Source organism: Methyloprofundus sedimenti, from assembly GCF_002072955.1.
Taxonomy (GTDB): Bacteria; Pseudomonadota; Gammaproteobacteria; order Methylococcales; family Methylomonadaceae; genus Methyloprofundus; species Methyloprofundus sedimenti.
The window spans coordinates 1,800,884-1,826,750 of sequence record NZ_LPUF01000001.1 but is presented as its reverse complement, the minus strand read 5'-3'; the positions used below and the strand labels follow the sequence as shown (position 1 = coordinate 1,826,750).

Below are 25,867 nucleotides of genomic sequence, written 5' to 3'. Positions count from 1 at the left end.
TAGATTATACAAATTTAATTTTCAGAAGAGTAAACTTAACAGTATTAACGTTTTTAGTTTAGTTAAAATTTTACATAGGAGCATGTCATGAGAAGAATTTACTTTTTAGTACCAAATATCGAAGTTACTCATAAAATTGTTGATGAACTACATACATTAGGGATAGAAGATTATCATCTGCATATCTTGGCAAAAAGGGATACACCCCTGGAAGATTTGCCGGAAGCGACCGAATTTCAAAAGACTGACTTTATACCTGCTGTAGAACGGGGGGCAGCCTTAGGAGCGACAACCGGCTTGCTGGCAGGTCTTGTCGGCTTACGTTTTGCAGGATTTGCTATTGCTGGAGCTCCGGTGCTGGGAGTTTTAGTCTTTGGAGGGACGATCGGCGCCATGATGAGCGGATTGGCAGGCCTTCAGGTAGGAAATTCAAAAGTCAAGAAATACGAAGAAGCTATTGAAAATGGAGAGTTATTAGTTATGGTCGATATTTCTAAGGAGCAAATCGATGATATTAGTAAAATCATTGTCAAGCATCATCCGAGCGCCGAATTTGAGGGTATCGAACCGCTCCTTCCTCCTGCATATTAAATTAATTATTTAATTTTCAATTTACTTATTTCACTGTCATTGCGATTTGAACAAAAGAACAAATCGCAATGACTAGCAGGAAGAACAATTAAATATGAATTCAATAAATAGGGATCCATTGCTTTATTCAAAATACCATGAAGCGGTTAATTTTCGACATTCACTTGTCCACTGACATTCCAGTTCTTGACAATGGTTATTGTCCTCACTCTGAAAACAGGGACGATGTTTTGTAGTATTCTGAATAGCTTTTACTAGTTCAACTTTAGATGTTATCTCGTCCGATTTCTCTATACCTAATAAGGTTGCTAACTGGCTGTAAACTACAAATGGTTATTGGTTGATTATCTTCATCCAGAGCTGCTATATAAGCACTTATCAGCATGTCACAATAGGCAATTTCAGCTTCCAGCCAATCATTAAGTGCCTTGCCAGACTCAAAGTCTCTTGCTTTTGCCAGGAAGTAGGCTGCTTCAGAGATCCATTGATCCCGGTTTAACGGTTTTGCCAGTGCACTTAACATAGTGTTGAACTCCTAACGAGACAAAAAAGTGTTACATTTTCGTTACTACTCAGCGTAAATAATTAAAAAATTTCTTGACAGGATTTTAGCCTGATTTTGTAAATTTTAGTGACTTGATCACTAGTCGATAAATTTACTTTTTAATGCTTCTATCGCTATAGGCATCAAAAGATTCCCCCCCTTAAATACCTATGATCTTATTCCCCTTATAACCGCTTACAGCAAAGAAAATTCAGGATTTAGATTCCCTTGAGATAATGAGCCAGGCCCTAAGGCAAAACAGGTTACCACTTGAAAATAGATTTCATCGATGTTGATTCCGCAATCAGCCATGCCAAGCAGTTGCTTGAAACTGAGCGTGATATATCACCTGCGTTAAAATCAGTATTGGAAGTGATTCTATTTTTAATTACGGTATTACTCAATCGAGTGACACTGAATAGCAAAAATAGCAGTAAACCACCTGCAAGTGATCCTAACAGGAAAAAAAGCAATCGCAAACAATCAGATAAACATTCTAGCAGACAAAAATCGCATGTAGGCACAACAGTACAAAAAATTGATGATTCTGACGAAATCGAGATTATTACTATTGATCGCCGTTCCTTACCAAAAGGGCAACACACGGAAGATTGCTTTGAAACATGCCAGGTATTCGATATTAATATTTCAAGAGTCGAGACAGAGTAGCGAGCACAACGATTAATTAATGAAAAAGTTCAAAAAAAGCACAAAAAAGGGTCAGAAAAAAAAGCTCAGGCCCCGAATTGCGAATTCAGAAAATTTGGAAGTGATTGCCCTGATACCCTACGTTTATATATCATTCATTCTCTTTAAGACATCCATACTCCCCTTTTAACTTGTCTTATTAATACGGCCATTTATAATAAAATATGGCTGTATTAATCACAGTATTTATGTCTTATGTCTAATCAAGCAAAAAAAATGGCCGTATTTGGCCAGTTAAAACAATCCCAGCTAGCATTAAGTTTGCCTGAAATTTCAGTATTAATGGCACACTCTATACCAGAAAGAACTTTGCGACGCTGGTTGCATCAATGGGTAGACACAGGCATATTACAGCGAACGGGACAAAAGCGCGGCACTCGTTATCTCTGTCTTTCGGATACAAGCTTTACCAAGCAATATGCCACGGACTCAACTAATACTGAGCGCACTTTTTTAGATTCGGTAGCTAAACATAAACGTTCTGCTGTATTAGCACAGATTCGTGATTTATGGACACATAGTTCCACGGCATTAGAAGGCAACACATTAACTCTTGGTGATACTCATGCAATACTTGGCCTGGGATTAACCATTTCAGGAAAGCCACTTAAAGAGCACCTGGAGGTATTTGGACATGCTAAAGCGATTGATATACTCTATCAGAGCTTACAAAAACCACTATGCAAAACACTTATCTATGAATTACATAAGGCAGTACAAACAGAAATAGCACTGGATATCTATAAGCCGATAGGTGCCTGGAAAGTAGAGCCAAATGGTACGTATGCTGTTACATCTCAAGCAAAACAAGTATTTATTGAATATGCCCATCCATTGCATGTTGATGCATTAATGAATGAAGTCATTGAGATGATTAACACGGTAGATATTGCTACTGTCACAATCAATAATGCAGCTTACTATTACGCCAAAGTACATATGGCGATTGTACACATTCATCCATTTTGGGATGGAAATGGCCGTATCGCTCGTTTATTGGCCAATATTATTTTACTTAAAGCAAGCTTGCCGCCGCTGGTAATAGAAATATCGCAACGCCGTGAATATATTGAGTGTCTAGCAGATTATCAGGTACAGATAGGTCAACTGAGCAACACAACAGGCGTTTGGCCGAATGATGCACTTTTAAAACCTTTTACACTATTTTGTCAGCAATCATATGTGGCAACAAAAAATTTAATAGCTGAAGCCTTATGCACTTATTAGGTATTAAGAATATTTTCGGTAATCAACCTTGCATTTTAAACAGGTATCTGCACTTCACCACACGATCAAAAGGCTTGTCGTTTGTATGCATTAAAACAAGCTTTACTATATAGTAAATTTACCTCATTAAATTTCCATGGCAGCCCGCACACAGCGAATAACGCCATAGTTATACGCTGCATCTAAAGCTTCATACACGGGTTTTAAGGCATTATTTTGTTCCGCTGGCAGACTCAGGATTTCATCCTGAATAGTGTTAATTTCCTGGTCACTTAATTCAATCACATCGGTTAATTCTATAACGCCCTGTGCAATACCCTGAGCAAGATGACCGTATATGGTTGTGTCTGTTAAACCTCGCTGTAGTGCTATTTTTTCAACAGAAAACCCAACTTTAAATAAAGCAACAGACTCATCTACTGTTTCAGATAGTTCTGAGTTTTGATCTTGTGTTTGGTGAATATCTCTAATGATGCTTAGAAATTCATCCGCATACAATTCCAGTTTTTTCGCTCCTACACCCGAAATTTGCGCAAATTGTTGATGATTTAAGGGAACTCTTTCTACCATATCAGTCAGGCTGGCATCACTAAAAATAATATACGGTGGCACATCCTGATCATCGGCCAGCTCGCGGCGTTTTGCACGTAAAGCATCCCATAGGACATTATCTCTATGAAGAGCAAAATCCCCCCGAGTCACTTTGGCTTTTTTACTCTTTGGTTTAGCTAAATCCTTACGCAGCCTGATTTGTGTTTCGCCACGCAATATTGGCCGACAAGTGCTATTGAGTTTTAATGCACCATACGCTTCAAAGTCAACATCTACCAGACCTTTAACCACCAGTTGCCTGAAGACTGAACGCCACTGGCTTTCGTCCAGATCTTTGCCTATTCCGAAAGTACTTTGTTTATCATGTCCAAAACTCTTGATACGCTCAACATCTTTGCCTAATAAAATATCCAGTAAATAATTCACCCCAAAGCGCTGTTCGGTACGATAAATACAGGATAAAGCTTGCTGAGCCGCAACCGTACCATCCCAGGTTTCTACAGGTTCAAGGCAGGTATCACAATTACCACAGGGTCGAGTATCCATTTCACCAAAATAATTTAACAGGACTTCGCGTCGACATGACACCTGTTCACATAAACCCAGCATGGCATCCAGTTTATGCAGTTCAACCCGTTTATGCATTTCATCGGCATCAGATCCTTGTAACATTTGACGTAGCGTAATAACATCCTGCAAGCCATAAGTCATCCATGCATTAGCTGGCTCGCCATCCCGCCCTGCCCGTCCGGTTTCCTGATAATAACCTTCGATGCTTTTGGGTAAATCCAGATGCGCCACAAAACGTACATTGGGTTTGTCTATACCCATACCAAAAGCAACGGTAGCGACAATGACCACCCCTTCGTTCATTAAAAATTGATGTTGATGTTTATTACGCAGCTCATGTGATAGTCCGGCATGATAGGGATAAGCATCAACTCCCTTACTCTGCAGCCACTCTGCAGTTGCCTCAACTTTTTTACGCGACAAACAATACACAATCCCGGCATCACCCTGATGGTCTGCCTGAATAAAGTTTAATAATTGTTGTCGTGCATTTTGCTTTTGCACAATACTATAGCGGATATTCGGGCGATCAAAGCCACCAATAAATAGCTTTGCCTGGCTTAATGCCAATCGAGTAATAATTTCTTCACGAGTACGCTGATCAGCTGTTGCCGTCAGGGCTATTCGGGGAATATCAGGAAATCGCTCTGCTAATAAAGATAACTGTAGATAATCACTACGGAAATCATGCCCCCATTGAGAAACACAATGCGCTTCGTCAATGGCAAATAAAGCAATATTCAAACGCTTAAATAACTGCAGAGTCCTTTCTGACGTTAACCTCTCGGGGGCAACATAAAGCAGATCCAGCTCTCCACGCAATAATTGCTGCTCAGTCGTTTGAGCTTGTTGATAGCTTAAGGTGGAATTTAAAAATGCGGCTTTAACACCTAGTTGATGTAAAGCATTGACCTGATCCTGCATTAAGGCGATTAAAGGCGAAATAACAATACCCACACCTTCCCGGACTATCGCAGGGATCTGGTAACACAAGGATTTTCCGCCACCCGTTGGCATTAGCACAACAGCGCTTTGCCCGGCAATTAATAGTGCAACAATCTCAGCCTGATCTCCGCGAAAATGCTCATAGCCAAACACCGTCTGTAAAACAGATTGAGCCTGGTTCCCTTTATCATCAGATTGATTCACGTTGTTATCCTTGGAACTTAGCGGAGCGTATGCAATAACTTCGAAAACTTATTCCGAACGCTCTGTTAAAACAGTTATATAATACTCATATTATAAATTAAGCGTTCCCGCATCTATCAGGATTTTTTGCATATTGAGCATGAGTAGCACGAATCGTTTACACCTACTAATAAAAAATAATCAACAATCCCTGTTAAAACATGGACTGAAAGGCCTGGAAAAAGAAAGCCTGCGCCTATCCAAACAAGGCTTTATTGCACAAACTGAACATCCGTACCAACTAGGTGCAGCACTGACGCATCCACACATTACCACCGATTATTCTGAAGCTTTATTAGAATTTATTACGCCTCCCTTTGCAGATATTGATGAAACCATACACTTTATGCACACTATTCATCAGTTTGTGTATGACAATCTCGAGGATGAATTTTTATTAGCAACCAGTATGCCCTGTGGCATAAATGGTGATGAAAGCATACCTATAGCCAAATACGGTCATTCCAATATAGGTAAAATGAAGCATATTTACCGCAAAGGGCTATGGCACCGCTATGGACGCACTATGCAGTCTATAGCTGGAATACATTTCAACTACTCTGTGCCTGAAGCTTTATGGCCTGTTTTGCATAAACTCGAAGGCTCGAAGCAAACGCTTGGTGAATTTCAATCATCCGCATATTTTGACTTAATCAGAAACTTCCAGCGTCAAGGCTGGTTAATTCTGTACTTATTTGGTGCCTCCCCTGCGATATGTAAAAGCTTCTTTAAAAGCCGTCCAGAGTTAATGACGCAATTTGAAGAATTTGATAATGGCACACTGTATCATCCTTATGCCACTTCTTTACGCATGAGCGATATAGGCTATAAGAGTAATAACCAGGCCGGATTGGATATCGACTACAACTCATTAAATGGCTATGTAGACAGTTTATCCCATGCGATTAATACCCCTTATCCGGAGTATGAAGGCATAGGTATAAAAGTAAATGGTGAATACCAGCAGTTAAACAGCAATATTCTGCAAATTGAAAACGAGTATTACAGTACCGTACGCCCTAAACAAATCATAAAACCCTGTGAAAAACCAACGCTAGCTCTTAAGCGTCGTGGTGTGCAATATGTAGAAATCCGTTCTCTGGACCTGGATCTATTTAACCCCATAGGCGTTGACGTAAACCGTGCACGTTTTATTGAAGCACTATTACTCAGTTGTTTGGTTCAAGATAGTCCAAACATAAATGCTGAAGACTTTAGCATCCATAATGCCAACCAGCTAAAAGTTGCTCATGAAGGGCGTAGACCAGACGTAAAACTTATTCACAAGCATCAGTCTGTGCGTTTACAGGATTGGGCATACGATATACTCGATGGCATGCAGCCCATTTGCGAGATTTTAGATGCAAATGAAACGGATAACGTTTATAGTCAGGCACTTGCAACACAGCGTGAGCTAATTGACAATCCTGAACTGACACCCTCAGCACGAATTCTAGCCAAAATGCGTAGCGAACAACTGCCTTTTGCTCGTCTGGCAGACCATCTCTCTCAGCAACATGCGCAAAATTTCAGAACCCAGACACTCAACGCTGCTGATAGCTTGAAATTCACTCAAATGGCTACCGAGTCACATAAAAAACAAAGTGAAATTGAAGCGCAAGACAGCTTGTCTTTGGATGATTTCTTAGAGAAATATTTCAGTCAAAGTTAAATTATCCACACCCTTGCCCTGCACATAAAAGCGACAAAAAACTCAACAATCATGAATAACATCGTATCAATTCAAACCGAATTACAGGATAAAAATCCACGTAAAGTGCTAAGACATGCGCTGGAAAACCACGCGAAAGTTGCCATTTCATTTAGCGGTGCTGAAGATGTCGTGCTTATCGACATGGCCTTGAAAATTCGCAAGGATATACAAATATTTTCTCTGGATACAGGACGATTACATCCAGAAACCTATCAATTTATTGAACAAGTCAGAAAGCATTACAATATTGATATTGAAGTACTGACACCTGACTATCATTCATTAGAGGCATTGGTTAAACAAAAAGGCCTGTTTAGTTTTTATGAAGACGGCCATGAAGAGTGTTGTGGCATACGTAAAGTTGAGCCATTAAAACGCAAACTGGCAGAAGTTGATGCCTGGATTACCGGACAACGCAAAGACCAGAGCGCAGATACAAGGCAAAACATTCCGGAAATTCAAATCGATCCTGCTTTTGCAACAAACTGTCACCCACTGATTAAATATAACCCCCTGGTCAACCAGAGTTCAGCGCAGATATGGGATTATATAGAAGCCTATCAAGTACCGTTTAATGCGCTACATCAACAAGGTTATATCAGTATCGGTTGTGAACCCTGTACACGCCCGGTACTACCAAACCAGCACGAGCGCGCTGGACGTTGGTGGTGGGAAGAAGCAACAAAAAAAGAATGTGGTCTGCATATTGCTAAATAACAGGAGTGTAATAATTTTAGCTATTGCACTTGATTTTTTTTCAAGAAGGACATGAAGAAACTGAAGAAAAAATAAAGTGTCAAAAATATGTGTTATGACACTACGCAAAAAAACACATGATTATAAAGCCCGTCATACCTTTAAATTCTTCATGGTCTAAACAAATAACACTACCTGCTCTTATGCCATCTCTCACCGCACTCACCTAATATTAAAAATTCCAGATGAAAATCCAATGGTTCCCCGGGCATATGCACAAAGCAGGCAAGGAAATAAAAGAAAGCCTGCCTGATATTGATTTAATTATCGAAATACTCGATGCCCGCCTGCCTTTTAGCAGTGCAAACCCATTACTATCAGCACTACGTGGTGATAAACCCTGTATTAAAATTCTCAACAAGGCAGATTTAGCTGACCCGGTCAGAACGCAGCAGTGGCAGGATTTTCTGGAACAGGAAGACGGCGTTAAAACCCTTTCCCTAACCGCTGTACAAACAGATAAAGTCGATACAGTGATTGAATTATGTCGCAAATTAATACCCCATAAAGCCGCTGCCAGCAAAGTAATTCACGTGCTTATTATGGGCATTCCTAATGTCGGCAAATCTACGTTGATCAATGCCCTGGCAGGGCGCACCATAGCCAAAACAGGTAATGAACCTGCCGTCACCAAACGCCAGCAACGCATTGATTTACGCAATGGCATTATTCTCTGTGATACGCCTGGAATGCTATGGCCCAATCTGGAAAACCTAAATACCGGTTATCGCCTTGCAACAACCGGAGCTATCAAAGATACGGCATTAAAACACGATGATGTTGCATCTTTTGCCGGTGAATTTTTGCTACATCACTATCCTGAGTCATTAAAACAACGCTATCAACTCGAAACACTGCCTGAATCCGATTATGAACTATTACAGATAATTGGTAAAAAACGTGGATGTTTACGCTCAGGCGGACATATTGAGATGGATAAAGTCGCAAAAATTCTGCTCGCTGAAATCAGGGATGGAACATTAGGCAGAATGACTCTGGAAACACCTGAAATGATGCACAAAGAGCTGGCCGAATTAACGCTTATCCGCTCGCAAAAAGTAGCGCAAAAAGAGAAACGCAAGAAGAACTGGAAAAGCGAACGCTAGTTACATCGTCGTCAAATAATCAATAAGGTAAAGCCCGCCAACACCGCCAAAAGGCATTGCAATAGCACGAATAACAGGGTGTTGTGCCAATGGAACAAAGGGACCTGCCTGGATGCCATTTACTTCATCTATCAGCAGTTTTATGCGCGCAGATAATCCAGCTGCCTTGCCATTATTGGCACGTGATTCCTTTGCTAAAGTCTGGCAATAATAATTCTGTAGTTTATGCAGAATACTACCGCGTATTTTCTGTGCAGCTCGTCTAAATCTTATTGCGCTTGCAATCGCAATTAATGCCGTCACACCCATAATAACCATAAGCAGCTGGGTAAATTGCCAATTATCAAAATAATGGCTACGCGAAATGATCATCAAAAAAAGAATGAAAAAGGGGTAAAAAATTAATCCGTCAACAACCTCTGCTCGCTTGACAATTAAGTCCAGAAGGATTTTTTCTTTTGCCATATATCCCGGTATTCCATGGTGCTGACTGCATGATTTGATAACACTTTCAGACCATTTCACGTCACATTTAACTAATAAGCTGACAAAACGATCATTCAGGCGTGTAACATCGACAATCAGGAAGATTAAACATAAATATGAAACAACGGCTGCCATAAGGACACGTTGATTGGTGATAAAACTAACCTCCCCTCGGAATGGCATATTGGGCATGTCGAAAGAAGGAAAAATAAGAATGGCGCAGCCCGCATAAAGAGCAAGCATAAAAACTACTCTGACAGTCCGGCACCTAAAACTATTTAATGTCACATAATTTGACCAGAGTTGCTCAAATTTAATTGCAGCATTTTTACATAGACCCTTTCCCCATAAATCTACAAAGTCTCTTGCCTCATTATTTAATGTGTTGCTAATAAACCTGGAGTCGTGAGTAGTAGTAACCCTATAATCATACGGATTGATCTCAATTTCTTCATAAACGCTACTGCCTTTTTCATCAGGGGCGATACAAAACTTTTTCGAGATTTCCGCGCAATTTTCTCTTAACTTTATTATCGACATCCATATGAAGGTCAAGGAAGCTAGTATCGCTAAAAACCTTATCAGGCAAGCTGGCCAAACACTGGTACCACTAGTAAACGAGAAAGGTTCTCCATTAAATTTATCTTCTGATAGAAAACTTGCAAACCGGAAATAGTATACAGCGAATAAGCAGACAGCCAACGATATGATTATTAAAAGGGCTTTTCTTGTCCTTGAACCACACTGATAGAGTAAAAAACACATCAAAAGTACAATCGATGTAATGATCTCCCATCCAAATTCTGATTCAAACTTTAAATCTTTACGGTTAGGGTGTATTCCTTTGCCCTCAACCGGACTAAGATCAACTGCACCATTTTGACCAATTTCAAACATTCTAGGTGAAAACGTGTTACCGAGGGAACTGATATCATGTATATCTTTCATCGCCAGCGTTGTTGTGAAATATAATGCAGTCTGGTAGTTATCTCTAAAGGGCGGTGCGCCCTTTTGCAGGTCTTCATGTAACTCCAGCCCGAATGATGATGCCACAACTACATTACGTGCCCAGTCTTTTTCCGCTGGATGTAATAACCGGGCATCAAGGTCCGTAGTAAAAAATAAAATACCTGGAAACTGTTTGCGCAATACCTGGAGTATCAGCAACTTGTCATATACATCACTTCCAAGTATACCTATAGCCTGGACACTCCCTTGCTGTGCTTTTGACAGGCGGATATTTAAATCGCTTATGCGACCGGCAAGACGCCGCAGATAATCAAACTGGTTCGGACCCACAGGACGACGCAACTGCTCACCTGAATCATCTTTACTTGAATCTTTGGATTTTGTGTTTTTGCTGCTGACATCAGGGGAAAGGTTTCCGGCATGCACTCCATCTATGCCACGCAGGTAGTTAAAACTGTGCACCCATTCTTGTGTATCCTTAATTGACGTATTTCCAATGTTCGCAATTGTTTGCATGAATGACTGCTTTAAATTACGTGAATACGAGGTGTCCCACTCGCCAATAAGCGCAATATGGTGCTGGCGAGGCTGTTTATCAAGAAGACCAAATACGGCCCCAGCGCAATGCTTGGTAATGCTTTTCCTGTTATTCTTATCATTTATTTTAAACGGAATTATACCTCGAAGAGTCAGCTCACATACCAATGTATCAGCAAGCTGATTATCAGTATTTATGGTTCTAACAATTTTTTCTTTTAACCTTGTAATATTGTCTTCTTGCTGAGTATCTGGTTTCCCGGAGTGAGAGGCTTTTTTTGCATTGCTTATGGTAGTGTCCGTATCCAGTGTAGCCTGTGATGAGAAAATGGTACTATGTGCAAGGTAAGGGTATTCTTCATCTATATTAGAATCTAGATTGATCGTTTCGCTATACATTTGTGCCAATGTACCTGATCCGGCCGGACCAAGAACATCGAAAGTAATCCTGATGGGACTGGCTTTGCCAAATTTTTTTTCAGAGTGCCCTGGCGTTATTGAATTATGCAAGCGATTGAGCATGTGCAAGGGCTTATTACGTGAGAGGACGTCATTATCTAGCCAAAGAACCAGAACTCTGCTGGCTAATGTATGTTGCTTAGAAGCCAGGTTTTTATTGTTTTCCTCATTTTCATCTGGGGAATTTACTGTAAACCATTCGTAAGGAATATAGGCGGGCCAGTCACAAATTTTAATATCTGTCTTCTTATCTTCGAAAGCTTTATAACACTCACGCGAAAAATCCAGGTATCCTATATGCTCTGCATCTTCAGGAATATAGCCAGAATTTGCCAGGCCCGAAATGACAGCATAGCGACTGCGTAACCGCCTTTCACTATCTTCGGCATAAGTACCACCCGGGACCATAATGGTAAGCACCTGTATCTCCGGTATATCATTAGCAGCATTGATAGCAGTATCTCTCTGTATCTGACAGCGTAACTCGTCAAAAGAATGGGCATCTGCTTGTTTTTGCTTATTACCACCTCCCACTGTATTACAAATACGCTGAGCTATTCCATCGTTATAATACGCAAAATCAGAGTCATTTTCCTTAACAGCATTAGTGGGTGGCTTTGGTTGATATTGATTACGGTGTAGTGCAACGGCAGCAAACGGGTCCTGCCACATACGCGAACGTACATCTTCAGAACTTGCTTTTTGTCCACCGGATGCTGAAGACGGGCGTGATGCCTTGAAAGGCGTATCAGGTATCAGAATCAAGCCTAATGCGAGAATAGCAACTGCAATGCCTGGAAATTGAAATGATGCATTATCAGATTTATTTTGTAAGTCCAAATCACTGTACTCCCAAATATACGATCTTAGTCACGGTTTTTCGATCAACAAAATGAGTATGAACTACTCATAGAATTAGTAACTGATCAGCAGGAAAAATAGCATTTGAGCATACATGATTCAGGTAAAATATCACCTGAAATCACTACGGGTGTAATTCCCCGTAGCTTGTTGTGTTTAGATGAAAAGACGGTTTAATACTCCGCATATGGCGGAGTATTAAACTATACTTCGCGCGGTGACGGGTTTTATAGCGAGTTGATTTTGGTCGAGAGCAAGGCACTGAAATAGGCGCATAGCAAGCTATGCAACGGTTCAGCAACGCAACTATCGGCAAAAATCGGTCGCCAGAAAACCGCAACCGTGGCCGTGCGAAGTATGTCATAATCGCTAATCTTTCAATGTGATCATCTCAATCCTGTTAGTCGTGTCGATAGTTATTTTGCCTTCCTGAGCTAACCAGCCAATACTGCGCTGAATAATTTTTTCTTCTTCCTCAAGCTCCCTAAGCAATTTTGCAACAGAGGTTGCGCCATTTTTTTCCAGATAATGCCAAATGCTGCCTGCTGTCAGCCCGATGCGTTCAGGAATGGTCTTTACCGGGATCTCAGCAATGGCCTTGGGAGCCACGACTTGAGCCTTTTTAGCCGAGACTGGCTTTTTTTTAGGTGCTGTCTTGGTTACTACTGTGCTTTTAGCAAGCTTTTCAGTTGATGCTTTAGCCGCTACGGTTTCAATCGGCTTTTCAGGTGATGTTTTAGTTGCAACGACTTTAGCGGGTTGTTCGGCTTTAGACGCTGGTTTTTTGGTGATGATAGTTGGTTTTTTCATAATGAGATAAATAATATAAAGGTAAAAAAATAGTATAAACCATTCAGATATAAATGCACTTCCTTCGTTTAATGTGTCAACACATTTCTGGACTCATTACCATGCAGCTGATTTTCCCGGTTATTTGAAGCACACTTATTTTATTTTTAGGTTATTTTGTGTACAGCTTATTTTACCTGACCACTACAAAATGGTTAATGTAAATTTGCAATAAGTTAAGCGTTTATCAGGATTAGTCGATGCACATTAAATTCACTATAGGTAATCATAGATCAAAGACCTGAGCCTTTTTTACTACTTTTTTATTCTTTTTTACTTCATTGCTGAACCCGAAGATATTGCCAAAGCTTTGCTATTACGGGTCTCTAATGAATCGTCTTGGATAACTGCTCAAAATATTTTTGCCAATGGCGGGTGGTGCTAGTTAAGGATTAGAATAAGCAACTTGAGCCAAACCCTAAACTTCACTTGTCTTTAAGTATCTTTAAGGGCTCTGACCCCTTTTATTCCTCTGCTTGAACCAAACACGATTTATAGCGCCCTTCCCAGAGCGTACCGCTTCGCTGATACTGATAATTGAAATATTGCACATACCGACGACCAACTGATTGCATCACTGAGCTCACCGCCCCATCTCGTTGTGGTGTACAAAGCAGATGGACATGATTTGTCATCAATACCCATGCGTGAATATCCACTGCATACTTTATTGAATACTCTTTTAGCCAACTTATGTAAGCACTATAATCTTCCATCGCAGCAAAACAGGTATGCCTATTATTACCTCGCTGAATTATGTGAACCGGAACTCCAGCGGGTGATATTCTTGGGAGACGCGCCATTATATGATACCGATTATAAATTATTTAAAGATCAGTATAACATTTAATTTGTATCTGACCCCAGTTATAATACCCTGCTAAAGTTTGACCCGACGAAGATATTGCGCACAATGAAACCACGACCACAAGTCACTTGTAAGTGCTGTGGTGGTGCAATGATTGTGAGTCGTAGGCGAATTCCGAGAGTGGAAATTACGTTTCAGCCAGTGCCGACTTAACGACAGAGTCGATGACTGATATTATGTAAATTCACCCACCTTCACCCAGACTAGCAGCAAATTAGATGCTGAGGGGATTACTTGGTCAAAAATCGGAGATTAAGACTAAAAATCGCTCCGATACTTGTTGTTGAGCGTTGGCTGTAATGGACAACGCTCAAAGTTTAGTTAAACAAGTAAAAACATCGGTTCGATGAATCCATCGGGCTGATTAACAAAAAGCTATTTTCATGGCTATGTCACCGTTAAGTATTGAAAATCACCCAGAGCAGAATGTAACAATTGCTCAGGGGTTAGATTGTGGTTCCGATCCATAATTCTGCACCAAGCCAAATAATTAGGTAAATACTTGGTGGCTACACCATGAAAGCGGTCTAGCCATGATTTAAAACGGTGGTGGTATGCATTGACATTTTGTATATGATAGGCCCCTTTAGTCACCCGCTGCCCTTGACTCATGTTAACGATTTCATGAGATACTTTTTCAGCTTTACAAAATGCACCATAAGTTGGATTGCCATCACTCACAAGGAGGGCATCCTGGTCTAGTATTGGCTTTAAATGCGTATCAAGAACAATTTTGCTTATTGGGCCATTACCTGTCACAAAATCTACGGTTTGTTTTGAGCGATCACGAGCAATTAAAATGCACATTTGCTCATCAGAAATCCCTCGCTTAGTCGCACAGCCCCCTCGTTTCCTTGGTTGACGATTGAGATGGCGTTCTCCTTTATGTGACTCAAGTAAGTAGGTTTCATCAGCTTCTGTAATGCCATGAAGAGCACTGGGACGATCCTGCTGAATCCAGCTTAAAAAACGGTGCCGCCATCGAAAGGTTGTATTTCGATGCACATTAATTTCTTTAGCTGCCTGCCGGACAGTCAATGATTCTGCGATAGCTCCTAAGTAATCAAGCCACTTTGACTTGAGGCGTAGATGAGCAAGAGGCGTTCCTGTCAAAGCATTAAATGTCTTTTTGCAGGCTTTACAGCGGTAGCGCTGAAGGCCATCTTTTATTCCATGCCTGTGGCTTTCGGTATGGGAGCAATGAGGGCATTTACCTTTGCTATCAAATATTGTTTCAATTAAATCAAAAACCTTAGGTTCGTCCTCTAGTTGATCCAGTGCTTTCGTTAGAACAGTGCGTTGATGGTGGTCAAGTTGATTTATTTCGGAAATGAACTCTAAAAACTCTGGGGCTTTCATAACTATCTCCTTAATTTACATGGGCTTTATTTACTTATACGCTCTTGTTATATGAAATTCCATACTTTACGGTGACATAGCCATTTTCATAGAGCGGATTTAAACGACTTTTTACTATCTGTGCCGGGCTTGTCCAACAAACGGTTCAGATTGTGGTTCGCTTCGCGATCACAATCTAACCTTGTTCGTTATATTTTTTCTGAAAAGCACACGTATTAATGCTGTTTCTCTATGTATTTACCATCTGCAAATTTATGCAAAATACTGGTTATAAATGTTTGATAAGGAATTCCCTCAGCCAAAGCTAACTTTTGAAGCTCAGAAAGATCACGATTAGCAATACGAATATTAATCCTTTTATCTTTTTTAAATGTAGCTGCTGCAATTTGCCTATGCTTTTCTATTTCATCTTTTACATTTGGAACAGATTTAAGCTTTCCAGACTCAAATGCGTTTAGAATTTCTTGCTCCTCTTCATCTAACTTGTATTCAACCATAATTATTCTCCGATATATTTTTTCGTTGCCTTACGGCTAGGTATGATTGTTTTTAAAAATATTTCATTTTCTGATTCTACATAGGGAACCAGATAAACATAATCTTTGACCATTACAACGGAAATCATTTGATTTGGATAACGTGAATAATTTGGATGTGAGTATACATCTAGCTCATCGCCATTTCCAATATGAAAGACGATTTCTTCGAATGATATTCCTCGCTCTACTTTCAGAATTTCATTCTTCTCTCGATTCCAATTATAACTTTTCATAGAGCAACTATAACATAATGTCTGCCTATTGTACTCCGCTAAAATATAACGACAAGCTCACCTGACGCGGGAGGATAAACGATGAACTCCAGCAGCGTGATGAACTTTGATAAAAAACTAACCTTCAAAAACGAACTGCGCTTCCTGCGGTCAGGTGGAGCGCCTAGCTAGCGAAATTCTACGCATATCAATCGAAGTCTGACCCATTGGTTAAAGACCTGACCCCTGCTTCTTTGCCTGCTTCTTTCAGGATAGCCTTTGTGATCAGAGGATGATGGGGTAACTTTGTTTTTGATTTCAAATAACTGGCAATAACTGGGGTCAGAATAACTGAATAACTGGGGTCTGGAATAACTGGAATGGAATAACTGGGAATAACTGGGGTCAGATACAAATTAAATACCCTTCATTTTCTTACGCCACCCGATAGGTCGCCCTACTTTTTGGGGCTTCAGTCTTCTACCAGTCAACTTCTCAATCTCCTCCTTGAAACGATCATGCCCAATAGCCATGCCCTTGTTGAGACCCAACCTAATTTCATTCAATATATCGCCTTCCAAATGGTAAGCAAACAAAGCACGGTAATTTTCCATGCGCTCACTCTTTGTACTCCCTAACCTCAAATACTCAGGATGAGGTGTACATAAATCGGACTCCTTACCCAGTGCGTTAACCTGGTAACTTGACCAAACATATTTACTTGGATCTTCCACCATCTTTGCCCTTACTGGATTCATTTCGATATACCGATATACCTCTATCAAATACTTCTCTGCCTGAACCAAACACGATTTATAGCGTCCTTCCCAGAGCGTACCGCTTCGCTGATACTGATCATTGAAATACTGCACATACCTACGACCAACTGATTGCATCATTGAGCTCACCGCCCCATCACGTTGTGGTGTACAAAGCAGATGGACATGATTTGTCACCAATACCCAGGCGTGAATATCCACTGCATACTTTATTGAATACTCTTTTAGCCAACTTATGTAAGCACTATAATCTTCCATTGCAGCAAAACAGGTATGCCTATTATTACCTCGCTGAATTAAGTGAACCGGAACTCCAGCGGAGTGATATTCTTAGGAGACGCGCCATAATATGATACCGATTATAAATTATTTAAAGATCAGTATAACATTTAATTTGTATCTGACCCCAGTTATTTACTAAACTTCACTTGTCTTTAAGTATCTTTAAGGGCTCTGACCCCTTTTCTCACTCCTTTTCTCAGTAATTTATCCGAGTGCAGCGCCTTGTTGGACGAAGCCGCTATCGCGGAGAAAAACCAAGCTCTGCTCCCAACGCAAAGTATCACCTCATTTCCTCTTATTCTCATAACAGGGTAATTTGTAAGCTCATTAAACTAACAATGAGGTTACGCTGTTATGACACCATCTATCGAAGCTAAATTCAACCACTATTATTCTCAACACTGTAAGCATCTAGCACTTCAGGGTTTGCAACCCAAAACCATTGATGCCTATTCACGTGCTATCCGGCGTATCGGCGAGCATTTTCAGGGACATCTGGATAATTTATCGCAAGATCAGCTATTAGATTATTTCCATGCACTTTTAAACCGCCTATCCTGGAGTGCAGTAAAATTAGATCTCTATGGATTAAAGTTTTTCTATACCCATGTACTTCATAAACCGTGGGTTGATATTCCGATGATTAAACCGCCACGCTGTACGCGTATCCCTGATATTGTCACAGTGGAGGAGGCGCAGCAATTGTTTAGGGCGACACGTAAATTAAGCTACCGCGTGTTCTATTTTACGATTTACAGTATGGGTTTGCGTCTGGGAGAGGGCTTAAGCCTGGAAGTGGGTGATATTGATGCCACTCGAATGCGTGTACATATTCGCAATGCAAAAGGCAATAAGGATCGTCTTGTACCTTTGCCCTTCAACACCTTACAGGTGTTACGCCAATTCTGGGCATTGCATCGACATCCGACTCTTATGTTCCCCAATCGCACACGGGGCCTAAAAGGGGCACAACTTGCTGAATCCCCTCTGGATCGTGGCGGTGTTCAGAAGACGATCAGTCTGGTGACACAGGACATGGGACTAAAAAAAAGATTTCCTGTCACTCGCTACGCCATAGTTATGCCACTCACCTGCTAGAAGCCGGGGTTGATTTAATTGAACTACAGCGGATTTTAGGCCATACCAGTTTAGTGACGACGGCTCGCTATACGCATTTGACCGATATAACAGATGAAAATGCGGAGCAGTGCATTAATCAGTTAATCAATGGTATCGCCATGAGCTGGGGGAATATCTCATGATAACCCTGGCCTCAGTGATTGACCAATTCCAGTCCGACTTTTTAAGCGAGTATCAACACCGTTTACGCCCCAATCAGGTCAGTGCATTACACGCTATGAAATGCTGCCGTACACAGTTGAGCCCTGTGATGCAGGTCAACTGTTCAGACTGTGAGTATCAAACCTTTGTGCCACACTCCTGCGGACATCGCAACTGCCCCCATTGTCAGCATCATGAGAGTCAGCAATGGATTGAACGGCAAGTACAAAGACAGGTGCCTGCCGATTATTTTATGAATACCTTTACCTTGCCTGCTCAGTTAAGACCGCTGGCTAGACAGCATCCGCGTTTACTTTACAGCATGATGTTTGACTGTGCCTGGGCGACCTTACAGAGTTTCAGCAAAAATGATAAACAATTGCAGGGTAATGCAGGTGCTATTGCTGTCTTGCATACACACTCACGCGAGTTAAATTACCACCCACATATTCATGTGGTGATGCCCGCGGCCATCATAGACAAAACCAATAAGCTCTGGCGCACTAAACAGGGTAAATACCTGTTTCATCATAAAGCACTGGCAAAAGTATTTCGCGCTAAGATGCTGACGCGTATGAACGAAGAAAAGTTGCCATTCCCCACGGCTATTCCGGAAAAATGGGTCGTCGATTGCAAGTTTGTCGGAGCTGGCGATAAGGCTTTGATTTATCTGGGGCGGTATTTGTATCGCGGTGTCATTCGTGAAAAGGATATTTTATCCTGCGAAGATGACAAAGTGACGTATCGTTATCAGGACAGCAAAACCAAACGTTATCAAACCAAAACGGTTTCAGGGGCTAATTTCTTATGGCGGATATTACAGCATGTTTTACCTAAAGGCTTTCGTCGTGCACGGAGCTTTGGTTTTTTACACCCCAATAGCAAGCGTCTGATTAAACTCATTCACCTCTTGTTAAAGTTTGATCCTGCAAAGATATTGCGCACGTTGAAACCACGGCCGCAATTAACTTGCAAGTGCTGTGGCGGAATAATGACCGTTGGACTCAGGCGAATACCGCGAGTGGAAATGATGTCTCAGCCTGTTCCGACTTAAATGTTGGAACCACAAACGGTTATGTAAATTCACACACTCCAGCTAGATAGCAGACCAAGCTCTGAGAGAGTCGTTTGAGTTAAAATCGGGATTAAGGAATAAAACTGCCACCGGCCCTTGAACTTTGAGCATTGACTGTAATGGGGGAACCTTTAAAGTTCAGTTAAGTGGCAAAAACAGAGGTCAGATTAATCAATCGGGCTGATCCACAAAAAGCTATTTTCATAGCGTCTTTTTTAAACATCATTCAGGTATAGACATCGGGCTTGTCCAACAAACGGTTCAGATTGTGGCTCGCTTCGCGATATCGGGTCAGAGGGAGCCGCAGCTCCCGTCTGCCCACAGAACCGTGCGTACGGGTCCGTACACGGCTCCTCACGCAAGACGTATCCATTGAGAAACTTCAAACCAATGCTCTAACTTTCGGTCGGATCGTATTTCCTGCCCTTTCAGATTTATAAACCAACTGTTCGGATAAGCCCTCGTCACTGCTCGCGTATTGGAGAGTTGCCACCGTTTGTTGTTTGAAAAGACGGCTTTTGATGCTTGTTTTCGTGGTACGCCCCGTTTGACCAGTTTTCGATATAGATGCTGTTTTCTCTTTTGTTGATCGACTATTCGTGATCGTAGTCGTCGCCTGATATGGGCTTCGATTTTATTCAATTGTGAGGGGTAGTAAGTCAAACTGTAGTAATTTGACCAGCCCACATACCATTGATTGATCTCGTCCAGTGATGTATCCAGAGTCTGATGTGTACCTCGCGGTGTCAGTGCTTCGATTTTACTCATGGCTGTTTGCAGGGCTTTATGCGCAATGGCAATTGTCCCCTTAACCACGGTAAAACCTAAAAACTTTACCGCATCGGATTTAGCCACCTGGCTTTTCTCCTGATTCACTTTCAGTTTCAGCTTCTTTTCGATGAATTGGCTGACTTTTTCCATCACTCGATCTGCCGCTTTTTGCGATTTTACGAAGATATTACAGTCGTCCGCGTACCTGCAAAATTCCAGTCCACGTTTTTCCAATTCCTGATCCAGTTCATCCAGAACGATATTGCTCAGCAAGGGACTGAGTGAGCCCCCTTGCATTGCGCCTTCCTTGCTGGGGTTGACGATGCCATTGATCATGACGCCGCTACGCAACATGTTTCCGACTAGGCGAAGTATCCGTTTGTCGGATATTTTCTCGCCCATTCGGGCTATCAGCCTGTCGTGATGGATTCTATCAAAAAACTTGGATAGATCTATATCCACCACGTAGGGCTTGCCACTGTTCACTATCTGTTGTGCCGCTTGTACCGCTTCGTGCTGGCTTCGCCCTGGGCGAAATCCATAGCTGTGCGGTGAAAAATGCGGATCAAAGACCGGTTCCAGCAGTAGCTTTAATATTGTTTGTACCACTCGATCCCGTACCGTCGGTATGCCGAGTAGTCGTACACCTTTGCCTCCCGGCTTGGCTATTTCTACTCGACGGACTGGCGAGGGTTGATAAGTCCAGTTTGCGAGTTCCTCTTGCAACTGACTTAGCTCTTCGTCTAAACGAGTTTCAAAGTCTGCAATGGTTATTCCGTCTATGCCGGGTTTACCTTTGTTTTTCTTTACCTGTTTAAAAGCGACGCCCAAGTATAAGGTTGAGCATAACTGGTCGAAAAGTCTGGGTTCCTCTATTAATAGGTCGTGTTCGTTCATTTCACTTTTTTTTCTTTCTTTTGCAATGGGCTTTCTTCAATCTCGCACAACCGATTCGTTCACTGTTTACGACGCGAATAGAGGGTTGTTCCTGTTAGGCTGATCTCAGTCCATCAGTTTATAATCAACGGCCATGGCCGCTTACGTGTTCCGCCCTTCACCTCCAACGTCCTGTTGCTGATTTGATGTTTTACCCTCCTTCATGTCACCATGAATTCATCGGCACCAAACTTTACGATTACTATGGCTTCATCTGAAAACCCTCGGTTCATAACGTCTACATTACTGTAGCGCTTAGGGCTTAAGGAGTCGCAGTTACTCCGACCCAAAGCCGACGGCTCTTCACTGGGTAAGATAGTCAACTATCTCTCGATCTACCTACCTTCAATACAACAACACGTTACGGTGAGAATATTGGACTTCGGTGGTCGCGGGCACCTTATCCCCTTGTTGCCGCCTTACGAAGGTTCACTTTCGTTTAGGTGATCGATTTGGCTAGAGCTTCCTTCAGATTCCGCATTGGCTCCCAATAACCGTGTTTCCCTGTTGGGTAGCTACCGGGAGTTTCTTTGGACACCCTTGCTTTCGCCTACTTTTTCCCTTCTCACAGGGCAAAGGCCGGATTTCCACCAGCTAGCTGACTATCATGCCAGTCACACCACAATCTAACCTTGTTCGTTATACGGTACTTGAACATATATCCTAATAACTGCATTTGGCCAGAAGCGGACATCTATCTATTTTAGCTGGGATGCCCAAGTATGGTCTTCATAGCTACATAAAAAATCTTATTGGGTAAGGTCTGCTTTCGAGCTTAGGCATTCTAGCTACTATCTGGGCCATTATATGTGCATAACTCAGAGTAACTGGAAGTTGCACATATGGGCCGTCATTGTTCCAATCCATTTTGCTCAATGCAAGGATAGATTTTGCAATTTCATCCATTGAACCATGGCCCGCATATCTAACTAGCTCAACAGGGCTAGGGATCCCTTTTCCACCTTTGAGTAGCTGTTTTTTGTTATTTGAAAGGCTTGAAGAGGCTCCATGAATCCAAAGTAGTGAGTTGTGCCCTCCTAACTGTAAAGATGTCCCCCTTTTACATGGGTATCCATCGAGGGATATTTTTCCTCTATAATTATTTAAGTGAATTGCAGACCAGGGCGTATCTTGTTTGATATGAATAAGATCAACTTCATCAACAGCTGTAAGCGCGTCAAAGCAGCCATCTATTTCCTCAGGCTTAAACTCAGTATTTTTATGGATGATTACATGCTTTGGTTTTTTCCCAAAATGCTTCCTCTGATAAATCTCTATGCTTCGAGAAATCACACTTAGCATCTGACTCCGATTTAAGAATGGGTTGTCACCAAATATTCTTACATCTTCAGCTTCATATGCAATAAATTCTAATCCTGCTCCACTAGCATCAAAAACTTGACTGCAACATATTGCAAACTTTGATTTTCCATTGGGATTATTATGCAAGGCGTATCTTAGACCAATATAAGCGGTATCTTCAGGTCTGTTCGCCAAAACCCAAGGAATTCCACCAGCTTTGGTATAAATGGCAATGGACGCTCTCCACATAACACTGCATCTGCAAAAATATCTAAGTGCACCTGAATCATCATCATTTGTTATCTGAAGGGGCATATTCATAGAAGCCGATATGGCCTTTAAATAATGGTGAAGATCAAAATCTTCAAGTTCATTTTTAACTTTAAATGCTCTTTTCCATCTGTTCGGTATCAATAGTAAAACAATTGTGAATTCATGTTGGAGATTGCGGAGAGATTGCAGTGTACGAGTTATCGCATCGGCCAAGACTAAATGAGGGGTTTCACTTTCGTATATCTCCTTATCTAATACCTGAGGTAACTCAAGGCACGCGTGCTCATCTACGCTTACTAAAGTTGTTTTGTATATGTTTGAGAAACCTGAGTAGTCTATAAGGTAGTCCTTTCTTTCCTTTGGTGAATGTGCAGTATTTAATTCATTAATGAATTTTTTTAGCTCATTTGTTCTGCCAAAAGGTGATACTAGAGCCACCTTGATCGGATTAGGTATAGCAGCTAATTGACTGGCGCTAAATGGACCGAACTGACTTAACCCCATTAAAGGGTGTTCACTAACTGCGCGTGGATCGTTACAACTGAATGAAAGCAAAGGCTCTTTGAATACTATATGCCCTGGAAAATGATGATGTTCTACTTTGGTAGGAATTACATTGTTCATCTTACTTTTCCACTAATAACTGTATTAAAAGAAACTTCAAATACTGGATCAATATTGTCATTAATCCCTAAAACAGGAAGAGAAATAGAACTTGAATTAGTCCCTCCTCTAATTATTGATATCCAACCCGCTAAAATACTGCCCATAACTTGATTGTATCCTGTAGGAATATTCGAGCCGTGAGTCCATCTCGGAGCCGTTTTTTCTTTAACAAAGCTTTTTGCTTTTGTAATTTCTTCTTCAGTGCTGGCTTCATCAATATAAAGAAGTGTTCGCGGTTCCAAGACAATCCAATATCTATTGAACTTGTAATCAAGTTTTACTTTGCATGCTTCAACCCACTTAATGTTTGTTTTTGGCACAACTCCTTCTGTATCTGACACAGCCGATGAAACCAAAGTGTTGAATATTGCAATATTGATCTTAGATTTATCAGCTATTAGGTATTTATCATCCCTGCGCTCCTCTAAAATTAAATTAGTGTGTCGAGATAACGCTTTGCAAAACGCATCAAAGACCAACTTACTTTCTTCACTCGGGTAAGCCAGCCTTCCTTGGTCTATTCCGTAAACCTGAATTCTTTTAACGTTATGTTGTTTAAATGCTTTCTTAATTTCTTGATCCTGCCCAAAAACAATCATTCCTTTCTTTATTCTTCTTGCCACTATGTTGGCATCAGTGTTTTTGATTTCTTCTTGTATTAGCTTATACCCACCATTCAAATCACTATCTACTAGTTTGCAGGTAGTAGGGTATGTGTTTACTACTACCGCATTAATTCTTAGGTAAGGAGCTATTCTAGCTTCACCCCGAATAGGACTTTCAGTTAATCGACTTTCTTTGGATTTAAGTATATTTTCCACTTCGCCAGGGAATGGCCCTATATAACGCCTTATTTGATCGAGTGTTTCGTCAAAGTTATTTATTTCAATGATGTGAGCATCTATGCCATTTGACAATGCAGTTCGTATTAACCTTGTTACATTATCCAGTGGCTCAACTCCTGCCTTATTGAACCAGAAAATTCCATGAGGAAAATTATTCTTGTCTTCAGCTGCATGAATTAGTACATCCATTATAGAATTGTCTCGCCCACTGTAACCAATTATGCACAAACCATATGTCATACATGCTTTTGATAATGCAGTGCGCATTCTTTCATCCTGGCTTTGTAGCTCTTTCTCTGTATTTTTAAGGCGCTCTGAATGAAAGTCACCATGCAACTTTACTAAAAGAGGTGCGGTTCGCGCATCTATGGCTTTTGCCGCTTTTTCTGGCTCTCCTAAGTCAGCGACAACAAGGTCATTAGACGTGCCATATACTTTGAAAATGGAGTTTTCGTATAATTTGTCAAAGTTTGTTGTCCATACTATCGGAGCTTTCGATATTTTTGCTAATGAAGCTAAAACTAAATGGCCATAGGATGGTGAAGAATTCTTCATTAGTTCCTGAATATAAGCCTGTCTATCAGAAGGGGAAGAAATAGCTTTCTCAAAATAGTAAGTATAATCATCACCATCAGCTTCAGATTTGGGAAATATATCTTTAGTCTCTAAATAATCTTGTATTACCTGTTGAATGGCTGGGTTACTTATATCTGACACACTAGAACGTGGTACGCCATTTTCCGAACAATAAAGGCGACTTTTACAGTCCCAAATGATGTCATAGGCAGACGGAATTCCTGCCGCAATAGAGCAACCAGCACCTAAAAACCAATTTAAATTTGAGGCTCTAACTTCAAAAATTCTTAGAAATTCAGAATAATCCATATGTAGATATTCCCTTTACCAATATAGGTTCTTAATGACCGCTATGGGTTGAAAATGCTCATTCGTGCGGCTCCGTATAACGCCGAGTTGAGGTGCCAGTTTGCCCTATAATCAGCCTGGCGGGATGTATTATCGGGCAAACTGGTCGCCTCGAACGATTTGTTATCGGCTCCCGGAGCTTGCGTAGGGTGACGATGGCAACATCGTTTGAGGGGTTTCACCTCAACTCGGCGTTACCCGCGCCACGGAGCTTCAGCAGAGTGGCGCGGGTAACTATATTATCAACGAGCACATACGCCCTGATATACCACGGTATTCACCGACAAATCAGGCACATTTGCCTGCTATCCCTTTTATCCAGTGAAATTCCCCCTGAAAATCGATATTATTCAATTAATTATGAACATTAACTGCTAAAGTAATTCTTTTTAATGCCTATGTCAACTACAACTCCCGGGAAAAGCCTGCTTGGGAGAAACCGGGGACAGGCTCTGAATCACGAATCGCAATTCGTGACCTGAACAGACATTTCCGTTCCGCAAGGAAATCTTTTTAACATTCCGGTGCAAAACCTCATCCTTGTCTGGATCATCGCCTTATGCCAACCCTGCCGGTCAGCCCGAAATTTGTTGGTATTGCTTCCTCCGATCTCGCTTTTGGCTCAATCAACTATCATC

19 protein-coding genes and 2 pseudogenes are annotated in these 25,867 nt (G+C 41.3%); 9 read left to right on the top strand and 12 right to left on the bottom strand.

All coding sequences use genetic code 11. The features are described from left to right. Positions 1 to 87: 87 nt before the first annotated feature. Positions 88 to 591, top strand: a complete 504-nt coding sequence (locus AU255_RS08105) for a DUF1269 domain-containing protein (protein ID WP_080522401.1) — start codon at positions 88 to 90, stop codon at positions 589 to 591. 265 nt (positions 592 to 856) lie between these two features. Here AU255_RS08105 and AU255_RS20735 read toward each other — a convergent pair whose 3' ends face one another. Next, a complete protein-coding gene (locus tag AU255_RS20735; protein WP_233144587.1) occupies positions 857 to 1,114 on the bottom strand; it encodes a DUF2934 domain-containing protein in 258 nt (85 codons plus the stop codon). A 291-nt stretch (positions 1,115 to 1,405) separates the two neighbouring features. On the opposite strand from AU255_RS20735, the gene AU255_RS08095 reads away from it, so the two are divergent. Both AU255_RS08095 and AU255_RS08090 read left to right on the top strand, forming a co-directional pair. After that, positions 1,406 to 1,804, top strand: coding sequence for a DUF6444 domain-containing protein (locus AU255_RS08095; protein ID WP_080522400.1), 399 nt, complete (start codon positions 1,406 to 1,408; stop codon positions 1,802 to 1,804). Positions 1,805 to 2,038: 234 nt separating this feature from the next. Then, positions 2,039 to 3,070: a Fic family protein gene (locus AU255_RS08090; protein WP_198942570.1), complete on the top strand. Its 1,032-nt coding sequence runs from the start codon at positions 2,039 to 2,041 to the stop codon at positions 3,068 to 3,070. Between the two features lie 126 nt (positions 3,071 to 3,196). Here the strand turns inward: AU255_RS08090 and recQ are convergent, their stop codons facing one another. Continuing rightward, positions 3,197 to 5,341: a DNA helicase RecQ gene (gene recQ / locus AU255_RS08085; protein WP_080522398.1), complete on the bottom strand. Its 2,145-nt coding sequence runs from the start codon at positions 5,339 to 5,341 to the stop codon at positions 3,197 to 3,199. A 139-nt stretch (positions 5,342 to 5,480) separates the two neighbouring features. Between recQ and gshA the strand changes: the two genes are divergently transcribed. The 3 genes from gshA (at position 5,481) to ylqF (ending at position 8,956) form a co-directional block, all read left to right on the top strand. After that, positions 5,481 to 7,052 (top strand): glutamate--cysteine ligase, encoded by a 1,572-nt coding sequence (gene gshA, locus AU255_RS08080; RefSeq protein WP_080522397.1) that lies wholly within the window; start codon positions 5,481 to 5,483, stop codon positions 7,050 to 7,052. Between the two features lie 24 nt (positions 7,053 to 7,076). Next, entirely contained in the window at positions 7,077 to 7,811 is a 735-nt protein-coding gene (locus AU255_RS08075; protein WP_269844806.1) for a phosphoadenylyl-sulfate reductase, read from the top strand. 224 nt (positions 7,812 to 8,035) lie between these two features. Next, positions 8,036 to 8,956 (top strand): ribosome biogenesis GTPase YlqF, encoded by a 921-nt coding sequence (gene ylqF, locus AU255_RS08070; RefSeq protein ID WP_080522395.1) that lies wholly within the window; start codon positions 8,036 to 8,038, stop codon positions 8,954 to 8,956. Here ylqF and AU255_RS08065 read toward each other — a convergent pair whose 3' ends face one another. The 3 genes from AU255_RS08065 to AU255_RS21345 form a co-directional block, all read right to left on the bottom strand. Beyond that, on the bottom strand, positions 8,957 to 12,247 hold the full coding sequence (locus AU255_RS08065; RefSeq protein WP_080522394.1) for a hypothetical protein: 3,291 nt from the start codon (positions 12,245 to 12,247) through the stop codon (positions 8,957 to 8,959). A 390-nt stretch (positions 12,248 to 12,637) separates the two neighbouring features. Continuing rightward, positions 12,638 to 13,078 (bottom strand): winged helix-turn-helix domain-containing protein, encoded by a 441-nt coding sequence (locus tag AU255_RS08060; RefSeq protein WP_080522393.1) that lies wholly within the window; start codon positions 13,076 to 13,078, stop codon positions 12,638 to 12,640. 503 nt (positions 13,079 to 13,581) lie between these two features. Further along, on the bottom strand, positions 13,582 to 13,920 hold the full coding sequence (locus tag AU255_RS21345; RefSeq protein ID WP_080522392.1) for a transposase: 339 nt from the start codon (positions 13,918 to 13,920) through the stop codon (positions 13,582 to 13,584). A gap of 74 nt (positions 13,921 to 13,994) precedes the next feature. Here AU255_RS21345 and AU255_RS21545 point away from each other — a divergent pair. Next, positions 13,995 to 14,138: pseudogene (locus AU255_RS21545) on the top strand (IS91 family transposase); the annotation flags it as partial. Between the two features lie 234 nt (positions 14,139 to 14,372). Here AU255_RS21545 and AU255_RS08050 read toward each other — a convergent pair. From AU255_RS08050 to AU255_RS08030, 4 genes are all read right to left on the bottom strand, one after another. Continuing rightward, positions 14,373 to 15,344, bottom strand: a complete 972-nt coding sequence (locus AU255_RS08050) for an IS1595 family transposase (protein ID WP_080522391.1) — start codon at positions 15,342 to 15,344, stop codon at positions 14,373 to 14,375. Between the two features lie 215 nt (positions 15,345 to 15,559). Further along, positions 15,560 to 15,841 carry an antitoxin gene (locus tag AU255_RS08045; protein WP_080522390.1) on the bottom strand — a complete coding sequence of 94 codons (282 nt, stop codon included), beginning with the start codon at positions 15,839 to 15,841 and terminating at the stop codon, positions 15,560 to 15,562. Between the two features lie 2 nt (positions 15,842 to 15,843). Then, on the bottom strand, positions 15,844 to 16,116 hold the full coding sequence (locus AU255_RS08040) for a BrnT family toxin (protein WP_080522389.1): 273 nt from the start codon (positions 16,114 to 16,116) through the stop codon (positions 15,844 to 15,846). Between the two features lie 395 nt (positions 16,117 to 16,511). Then, entirely contained in the window at positions 16,512 to 17,171 is a 660-nt protein-coding gene (locus AU255_RS08030; RefSeq protein WP_198942626.1) for a transposase, read from the bottom strand. A 339-nt stretch (positions 17,172 to 17,510) separates the two neighbouring features. On the opposite strand from AU255_RS08030, the pseudogene AU255_RS08025 reads away from it, so the two are divergent. After that, a pseudogene (locus AU255_RS08025) lies at positions 17,511 to 18,418 on the top strand (tyrosine-type recombinase/integrase). Next, positions 18,415 to 19,491 carry an IS91 family transposase gene (locus tag AU255_RS08020; RefSeq protein WP_080522387.1) on the top strand — a complete coding sequence of 359 codons (1,077 nt, stop codon included), beginning with the start codon at positions 18,415 to 18,417 and terminating at the stop codon, positions 19,489 to 19,491. Before AU255_RS08025 ends, AU255_RS08020 begins: the two are co-directional and overlap by 4 nt. A gap of 375 nt (positions 19,492 to 19,866) precedes the next feature. On the opposite strand, the gene ltrA is transcribed toward AU255_RS08020, so the two are convergent. The 3 genes from ltrA to AU255_RS08005 all read right to left on the bottom strand — a co-directional run bounded on the left by ltrA (position 19,867) and on the right by AU255_RS08005 (position 25,190). After that, the gene (ltrA, locus tag AU255_RS08015; protein WP_080522386.1) at positions 19,867 to 21,180 is read right to left on the bottom strand and encodes a group II intron reverse transcriptase/maturase; all 1,314 of its coding nucleotides are present in this window, start codon (positions 21,178 to 21,180) and stop codon (positions 19,867 to 19,869) included. Between the two features lie 774 nt (positions 21,181 to 21,954). Then, positions 21,955 to 23,418, bottom strand: a complete 1,464-nt coding sequence (locus tag AU255_RS08010; RefSeq protein WP_198942569.1) for an argonaute/piwi family protein — start codon at positions 23,416 to 23,418, stop codon at positions 21,955 to 21,957. Further along, positions 23,415 to 25,190 (bottom strand): SIR2 family protein, encoded by a 1,776-nt coding sequence (locus AU255_RS08005; protein WP_080522385.1) that lies wholly within the window; start codon positions 25,188 to 25,190, stop codon positions 23,415 to 23,417. Before AU255_RS08005 ends, AU255_RS08010 begins: the two co-directional genes overlap by 4 nt. Positions 25,191 to 25,867: the final 677 nt, after the last annotated feature.